Consider the following 7,964-nt stretch of genomic DNA (forward strand, 5'->3'; position numbering starts at 1 on the left):
CGCCACCATCGTCACGGCCGCTGCCTTCTTCAGGTTCTTCACTGTCTGCCCCTCCTGGGTGTCCACCGCGGCGATCACCGCGGCACGCACTGGAGAACGGCGGGGATCACCGGAGGATGCGCCGTCCGGGTGACATTCCCACTACGGTATGAATCTCAGTCCGGTTCGTGACGCTCCGTGTTGCCGAGGTGGGGGACCGGGGTGGGGGCGGTCAGCCGGCCACGCCGTGGCGTACGGCCCACAGCGCGGCCTGGGTGCGGTCGGCGAGGTCGAGCTTCATCAGGATGTTGGAGACGTGCGTCTTGACGGTCTTCTCGGACAGGACCAGGGCGCGGGCTATCTCCCGGTTGGAGCGGCCGTCCGCGATCAGGCCGAGCACCTCCCGCTCCCGCTCGGTGAGCGAGCCTCCCCTGCCCTGTCCGCCGCCCGCCTCCTCCCGGGCGAGCAGGGCGTCGGCGACCTCCGGCTGGAGCAGGACGTGCCCGGCGTGCACGGAGCGGATGGCACCGGCGAGGGCGTCGGGGTCCACGTCCTTGTAGACGTACCCGGCGGCGCCCGCGCGCAGGGCCGGTACGACCGTGCGCTGCTCGGTGAAGCTCGTGACGATCAGCACGCGCGCGGGGTTGCCCAGCTCGCGGAGCCTGCGCAGCGCGTCGACGCCGTCCATGCCCGGCATCTTGATGTCCATGAGGACGACGTCGGGCCGCAGTTCCTCGGCACGGGCGACTCCATCGGCGCCGTCGGCGGCCTCGCCCACGACCTCTATGTCGTCCTGGACCTCCAGGAAGGTGCGCAGGCCCCGGCGGACGACCTGGTGGTCGTCGACCAGCAGCACCTTGATCGGTTCACCCACCGGGGACCTCCATCTCGATCGTCGTGCCCTTGCCGGGCGCCGATTCCACGCTCAGCGAGCCGCCGACCCCGCCGGCCCGGTCCCGCATGGAGACCAGGCCGAGGTGGCGTCCGGCGCGGCGGACCGCCGTGGGGTCGAAGCCGCTGCCGTCGTCGGTGACGCGCAGGACGGCGCCGCGGCCGCGCCGCCGCAGGCTCACGTCCACGTGTTCCGCGCCGGAGTGCCGCAGCGCGTTGTGCAGGGCCTCCTGGGCGACCCGGAGCATGGCCTCCTCCTGGGCCGCGGGCAGCGCGCGCAGGCCGGCGCCGGTGAAGGTGACGCGGGCGGTGTGGGCGCGGTCGAGGACCTGTATCTGGGTGCGCAGGGTGGCGACCAGGCCGTCCTCCTCCAGCGCGGCGGGCCGCAACTCCACGACGGCGGCGCGCAGTTCGTCGGCGGCTTCGGCGGCGAGCGAGGCCACCTGATGCAGTTCGTCCTTGGCGCGGGCGGGGTCGCGGTCGACGAGCGCCGCCGCGGCCTGGGCGGTCAGGCGCAGCGAGAACAGCTTCTGGCTGACCGCGTCGTGCAGTTCGTGGGCGAGGCGGGAACGCTCCTCGGCTATGGTCAGTTCGCGGCTGCGCTCGTAGAGCCGGGCGTTGGTGAGGGCGATGGCGGCGTGCTGGGCGAGGATGGACAGGAGTTCCTCGTCGTCCTGGGTGAAGCCGCAGCTCCCCTCCGGCTTGGCGCAGTGCTTGTTCGCGAGGAAGAGCGCCCCGATGACCTCCTCGCCGTCCCTGATCGGCAGGCCCAGGAAGTCGGCCAGGTCGGGGTGGGCGTCCGGCCAGCCCTCGAAGCGGGGGTCCTTGCGCACGTCCGCGAGGCGCTCGGCCTTCGCCTCGTGCAGCATCGCGGCGAGGATGCCGTGCTGGCGCGGGAGCGGGCCGATGGCACGCCACTGCTCATCGCTGACACCGTCGACCACGAACTGGGCGAAGCCGCCGTGGTCGTCGGGGACGCCGAGGGCGGCGTACTGCGCGTCGAGCAGTTCGCGGGCGGAGGCGACGATCGTCTTCAGGACGTCGCGGACCTCCAGATGCCTGCTCATGGCCAGCAGCGCGGAACTGACCGCGGCGAGGCCGGACCGGGGGCCTTGACTCATGCCCTCACGGTACCGGCGGGGTACGACAGCACGGATCGGGCCGGTGACGGCGCGGGCTGGTCCTCTGGTCCTAGGGCGGTCGGCGGAGCCGGGGGCGCGGAGGGTGGACGCCGTACGGACCTATGTGACACGCGCGCGCATCCGCGGCACGGGCGCGCGTACGCCACGCGCGCGCGTGGCGTGAGGGCTCTGCCTCGCGGACGAGTCCGGCGACGGTCGTCTCCTACCTGGGGATGAGGAGTCTCACGCTCTGCATTGCGAAGGCGACTCACTGTGAGAGCGGCCGGTATTCCATGTGAGCCCGCGCATAGGGCCTACATCACGTACGAAAGCGCATAGGAGATGCCCCCGCCCGCATGAACGGGATCGACGGTCCCGTCTGTCCCATTTTGCCCTTCCCTGATCCACTACCCGGGATCGTATGTCACACCTTTGCCTGGGCATTTTGCGCCCGCTAAGAATTGCCTCGTCGCTCAGCGCCGCGGGTTCCCACCGCGGCGTTCGTGCGGGAGGAGCCGATTCCCCCGGCGGACGCAGGAGCGACCTCCGCGCTATCGAAGAGGTCCATCAGCCATGCCCAAGAACATCCTCAACCGTGCTCATAGTCGTCCGCTGACCAAGCAGCGCAAGATCGCCGCCGTCGCGGGTGCCGCCGCGTTCGGCACCGCCGCCCTCGCCCTCTCGGCCACCGTCGGTCACGGCGGCACCGTCACCACGGGCGCCCCGGCCACGACCGCGCAGGTCTCCTCCGGCACCGTGCTGAAGAACGTCAAGGGCACCCTCACCGGCCGGCTCGCCGCCGACAACGTCAAGCTGGACACCCTCGCGGCGCGGAAGAAGGCCGCCGACGCCACTGCCGCCGCCAAGGCCGCCGAGGCCGCCGAGCGGAAGCAGGCAGCCGTCCGCCAGGCCGCGCCGCAGCACTCCGCCGTCCAGGCCGCCACCCGCTCCACCCAGCGTCTGGACATCCAGCCGGTCGCCGCCAAGACGTACGCCGGCAACCTCGACGGCTGGATCCGCCAGGCCCTGTCCATCATGCGGGCCAAGGGCATCCCGGGCAGCTACAGCGGCCTGCACCGCAACATCATGCGGGAGTCCTCCGGCAACCCCCTCGCCATCAACAACTGGGACGTCAACGCCGTCAACGGCATCCCGTCGAAGGGCCTGCTCCAGGTCATCCCGCCGACCTTCAGCGCCTACCACGTCTCCGGCACGTCCTGGAACATCTACGACCCGGTCGCCAACATCACCGCAGCCGCCAACTACGCGGCCCACCGGTACGGCTCGATCGACAACGTCAACAGCGCGTACTGAGGCCTGGCGCGGGACCTCAGCGACGCAACGCCGAAGGGCGGCACCCCGATCACGGGGTGCCGCCCTTCGGCGTTGCACAGGGATGCGGTTACTTGCGCATGACCTCCGGCTCGTGGCGGCGCAGGAAGCGGGAGACGAAGAAGCCGCACACCGCGCCGAGCGCGAGCAGTACGAGCATGTCCAGGCCCCAGGCCGAGGCGGCGTGGTCCCACAGCGGGTCGGTGCTGCCCGGGTCGTCGGTGTTCGGGGCGATGGCGTTGAAGTCCAGCGTGGTGCCGGCCGCGGCCACCGCCCAGCGGGACGGCATCAGGTACGAGAACTCGTTCACGCCGAGCGTGCCGTGCAGGGTGAACAGGCAGCCGGTGAAGACGACCTGGACGATCGCGAACATCACCAGCAGCGGCATGGTCTTCTCGGCGGTCTTCACCAGCGAGGAGATCACCAGGCCGACCATCATCGAGGTGAAGCCCAGCGCCATGACCGGCAGACACAGCTCGACCAGCGTGGAGCCGCCGAGCACCAGGCCCTTGGCCGGGATCTCGCGGCTGGAGAAGCCGATGACGCCGACCAGCAGTCCCTGGAACATGGTGACGGCGCCCAGCACGACCACCTTGGACATCAGGTACGCCGAGCGGGACAGTCCGGTCGCGCGCTCCCGCTCGTAGATCACCCGCTCCTTGATCAGCTCACGGACCGAGTTCGCGGCGCCCGCGAAGCACGCGCCGACGGCGAGGATCAGCAGGACGGTGGTGGCGGTGCCGTTCGGGACGGGCAGGTGGGTCTTGGGGCTGACCGGGTTCGGCAGCAGTCCGCGGTCGTGCTGGATCAGCAGGCTGACCGCGCCGATGACCGCCGGCAGCAGCACCGTCAGCGCCAGGAAGCCCTTGTCGGAGGCGATGACCGAGACATAGCGCCGGACCAGGGTCGTCAGCTGCGAGCCCCAGCTCTGCGGCTTGGGGGGCCTCAGCGCCTGCGGTACCGGCATGGGGACGGCCTGCGGGGCGACGGCGTCGATCTCCGCCGCGTACATCTGGTAGTGCTGCGAGCCCTTCCAGCGGCCCGCCCAGTCGTAGTCGCGGTAGTTCTCGAAGGCGGAGAAGACATCGGCCCAGCTGTCGTAGCCGAAGAAGTTCAGCGCCTCCTCGGGCGGGCCGAAGTAGGCGACGGCGCCGCCCGGGGCCATCACCAGGAGCTTGTCGCACAACGCCAGCTCGGCCACCGAGTGGGTGACGACGAGGACGGTGCGGCCGTCGTCCGCGAGGCCGCGCAGCAGCTGCATGACGTCGCGGTCCATGCCCGGGTCGAGGCCGGAGGTGGGCTCGTCCAGGAAGATCAGCGACGGCTTGGTGAGCAGTTCCAGGGCGACCGAGACGCGCTTGCGCTGGCCGCCGGAGAGCGAGGTGACCTTCTTGTCCTTGTGGATGTCGAGCTTCAGCTCGCGCAGCACCTCGTCGATGCGGGCGTCGCGCTCCTGCGCCGTGGTGTCGGCGGGGAAGCGCAGCTTGGCCGCGTACTTCAGGGCCTTCTTCACGGTCAGCTCGCGGTGCAGGATGTCGTCCTGCGGCACCAGGCCGATGCGCTGGCGCAGCTCGGCGAACTGCTTGTACAGGTTCCGGTTGTCGTACAGCACCTCGCCCTGGTCGGCGGGCCGGTAGCCGGTGAGCGCCTTGAGCAGGGTGGACTTGCCGGAGCCGGACGGGCCGATCACGGCGATCAGCGACTTCTCGGGGACGCCGAAGGAGACGTCCTTGAGGATCTGCTTGCCGCCGTCGACCGTGACGGTCAGGTGCCGGGCCGAGAAGGAGACCTCGCCGGTGTCGACGAACTCCTCCAGCCGGTCGCCGACGATCCGGAAGGTGGAGTGGCCGACGCCGACGATGTCGGCCGGCCCCAGCTGTACCAAGCCGCCCTTCGGGATCGGCTGGCCGTTGACGTAGGTGCCGTTGTGCGAGCCGAGGTCGCGGATCTCGAAGCGGCCGTCGGGCGTGGCGTGGAACTCGGCGTGGTGGCGGGAGACCTGGAGGTCGGAGACGACCAGGTCGTTCTCCAGGGCACGGCCGATGCGCATCACGCGGCCGAGCGCGAACTGGTGGAACGTGGTCGGGCTGCGGTCGCCGTAGACCGGCGGCGCCCCCGCGCCACCACCGGGTGCCATCCGCGCGTACTGCTCGGCGGGCCCGGCCTGCTGCCAGCCCGCGTGCGGGGCCTGCTGGGGAGCCGGGGCCTGCTGGTGGGCCGGGGCCTGGTGGGGTACGGCCTGGTGGGGTACGGCCTGGTGGTGAGCCGGCGCCTGGTGGGCGGGGGCCTGCTGGGGCACGCCCTGCTGGACCCAGTCGGGGGCGGCGGGGCTCTGCGGCGCGTACGGTGCCGCCGACTGCGCCTGCGGCTGCGGCTCCTGGGCCGGGGCTCCGACCGGTACGGCGGTCGCCGGGAAGTCCACCCGCGGGCCGTCGGTCGCGTTGCCGAGGTGCAGCGCCGCGCCGGGGGCTATCTCCGTGTACTGGACGCGCCGGCCCTGCACATACGTGCCGTTGGTGCTGCCGTGGTCCTCGACGACCCAGCTCTGGCCGTTGAAGCTGACCGTGGCGTGCCGCCAGGAGACCCTGGCGTCGTCGAAGACGATGTCACCCTGCGGATCACGGCCGAGGGTGTAAGGCCTGGACGGGTCGAGCGTCCAGGTCCGTCCGTTTGATTCCAGTACGAGTTCCGGCACTCCATGCCCCACTGATTTGTCCCCCGAATCACCCCCGTCGCGGGGAGTCTAGGGATGTCGAACATCGTGGGGAACTATTCCAGGCGCGGCCCCCTGACCGAAACCCGGGCCTTGCCAAGGGGCCCCGGACGCGGTCCACTTCGCCCTGGTGACGGGGGTGAAACCGGTCCGGACGGTGGCAATCGCCGCGAGGGGGACACGCGGGACCGCCGGTGTCGCGGAGAGGCTGATCGCGAGCCCGCGATCAGCGGGGCTGCCACGGGCCGGCCCGGCGGGTTCACCGAAGGCCGATCCGGCGGATTCGCCGAAGCTCGATACGGCGGGTTCGCCGAAGGATGCCGGGATCCGCGTGGCCGTCGAGATCACGCCACCGTGCGCGGTCCGGCCGGCGCCGTGCTGCGGTCGTGGTTCTTTCCGCGCTCTTGCGTAGGGCGGGAGGGGCCGCCGCGGTGCGGACGGGCCGTGGATCGCCGTTTGCCGGTCGGCGTGGCACGCTCGGGGTGGGGGCGAGGCGGTGCCCGGGTCCGTGCGCCGTGCCGGCCGGCCGGTTGCAAGGTTCCCGACACCGGGGCGTCGGTCATTGTTCCGTGTCCGTCAGGCGGACCTCGGCGGCGGAAGGCACTGGGTGCCGGATACGGTGGTGACACCATGAGCGCTTCGCAGACCTCCGCTTCGCAGACCTCCGAGGTCCCCACCCTCCTTGTCAAGATCTTCGGCAAGGACCAGCCGGGCATCACGGCGGGTCTCTTCGACACCCTCGCCGCCTACCTCGTCGACGTCGTCGACATCGAGCAGGTCGTCACCCGGGGCCGGCTGGTGCTGTGCGTCCTGGTGACCCAGCCGCCGGCCGGTCTGGAGGGCGACCTGCGGGCCACCGTGCACAGCTGGGCCGAGTCGATGAAGATGCAGGCCGAGATCATCTCCGGGCACGGCGACAACCGTCCGCGCGGCCTCGGGCGCTCCCTGGTGACCGTGCTGGGCCACCCGCTCACCGCCGAGTCGACGGCCGCGATCGCCGCCCGGATCGCGAAGGCCGGCGGCAACATCGACCGTATCTTCCGGCTCGCCAAGTACCCGGTGACCGCCGTGGAGTTCGCCGTCTCAGGCGTGGAGACCGGGCCGCTGCGCACGGCCCTGGCCTCCGACGCCGCGGCACTGGGTGTCGACATCGCCGTGGTCTCGGCGGGTCTGCACCGGCGCGCCCAGCGGCTGGTGGTCATGGACGTGGACTCGACCCTGATCCAGGACGAGGTCATCGAGCTGTTCGCCGCGCACGCCGGCTGCGAGGACGAGGTCGCCGAGGTGACGGCCGCGGCGATGCGCGGGGAGCTGGACTTCGAGCAGTCGCTGCACGCGCGCGTGGCGCTGCTGAAGGGGCTGGACGCCTCGGTGGTGGAGAAGGTGCGCGAGCAGGTCCGGCTGACGCCGGGGGCGCGCACCCTGATCCGCACGCTGAAGCGGCTCGGCTACCAGGTGGGGGTCGTCTCCGGCGGCTTCACGCAGGTCACCGACGATCTCAGGGAGCGGCTGGGTCTGGACTTCGCGCAGGCCAACACGCTGGAGATCGTCGACGGCAAGCTGACCGGCCGGGTCGTCGGCGAGATCGTGGACCGGGCGGGCAAGGCGCGGCTGCTGCGCCGGTTCGCCGCGGAGGCCGGGGTGCCGCTGGCGCAGACGGTGGCGATCGGTGACGGCGCCAACGACCTGGACATGCTGAACGCGGCGGGACTGGGCGTGGCCTTCAATGCCAAGCCGGTGGTGCGGGAGGCGGCGCACACGGCGGTGAACTTCCCCTTCCTGGACACGGTCCTCTACCTCCTCGGCATCACCCGGGAAGAGGTCGAGGCGGCGGACACGCACGACGAGGGCTGAAGCGAGCCTGACCGGGCCGGGCGGTGCCGGGCTGCCGGCCGGGCAGTTCCGGTCTCGGGCCTTCACCGGCGATC

General features: G+C 71.4%; 5 protein-coding genes. 2 read left to right on the forward strand and 3 right to left on the reverse strand.

What is annotated here, in order from left to right; translation table 11 throughout:
* Positions 1 to 211: 211 nt before the first annotated feature.
* Positions 212 to 853 carry a response regulator transcription factor gene (locus tag H5J33_RS16240; RefSeq protein WP_181795619.1) on the reverse strand — a complete coding sequence of 214 codons (642 nt, stop codon included), beginning with the start codon at positions 851 to 853 and terminating at the stop codon, positions 212 to 214.
* Positions 846 to 1,991, reverse strand: coding sequence for a GAF domain-containing sensor histidine kinase (locus tag H5J33_RS16245; RefSeq protein ID WP_181795620.1), 1,146 nt, complete (start codon positions 1,989 to 1,991; stop codon positions 846 to 848). The genes H5J33_RS16240 and H5J33_RS16245 overlap by 8 nt, the downstream gene beginning before the upstream one ends.
* A 573-nt stretch (positions 1,992 to 2,564) precedes the next feature.
* On the opposite strand from H5J33_RS16245, the gene H5J33_RS16250 reads away from it, so the two are divergent.
* Complete coding sequence (locus H5J33_RS16250; RefSeq protein WP_181795621.1) at positions 2,565 to 3,305, forward strand: transglycosylase SLT domain-containing protein; 741 nt, start codon at positions 2,565 to 2,567, stop codon at positions 3,303 to 3,305.
* Between the two features lie 88 nt (positions 3,306 to 3,393).
* Here H5J33_RS16250 and H5J33_RS16255 read toward each other — a convergent pair whose 3' ends face one another.
* Positions 3,394 to 6,018, reverse strand: coding sequence for an FHA domain-containing protein (locus tag H5J33_RS16255; RefSeq protein ID WP_181795622.1), 2,625 nt, complete (start codon positions 6,016 to 6,018; stop codon positions 3,394 to 3,396).
* A 648-nt stretch (positions 6,019 to 6,666) separates the two neighbouring features.
* Between H5J33_RS16255 and serB the strand changes: the two genes are divergently transcribed.
* Complete coding sequence (gene serB / locus H5J33_RS16260) at positions 6,667 to 7,890, forward strand: phosphoserine phosphatase SerB (protein WP_181795623.1); 1,224 nt, start codon at positions 6,667 to 6,669, stop codon at positions 7,888 to 7,890.
* Positions 7,891 to 7,964: the final 74 nt, after the last annotated feature.

The organism is Streptomyces sp. WELS2 (assembly GCF_013870595.1).
In the GTDB taxonomy this organism is placed as follows: domain Bacteria; phylum Actinomycetota; class Actinomycetes; order Streptomycetales; family Streptomycetaceae; genus Streptomyces.

Bases quoted from the DNA above. Each gene is read 5' to 3' on its own strand.
- H5J33_RS16245 (WP_181795620.1), bottom strand. From the start codon at position 1,991: ATGAGTCAAGGCCCCCGGTCCGGCCTCGCCGCGGTCAGTTCCGCGCTG.
- H5J33_RS16250 (WP_181795621.1), top strand. From the start codon at position 2,565: ATGCCCAAGAACATCCTCAACCGTGCTCATAGTCGTCCGCTGACCAAG.
- serB (WP_181795623.1), top strand. From the start codon at position 6,667: ATGAGCGCTTCGCAGACCTCCGCTTCGCAGACCTCCGAGGTCCCCACC.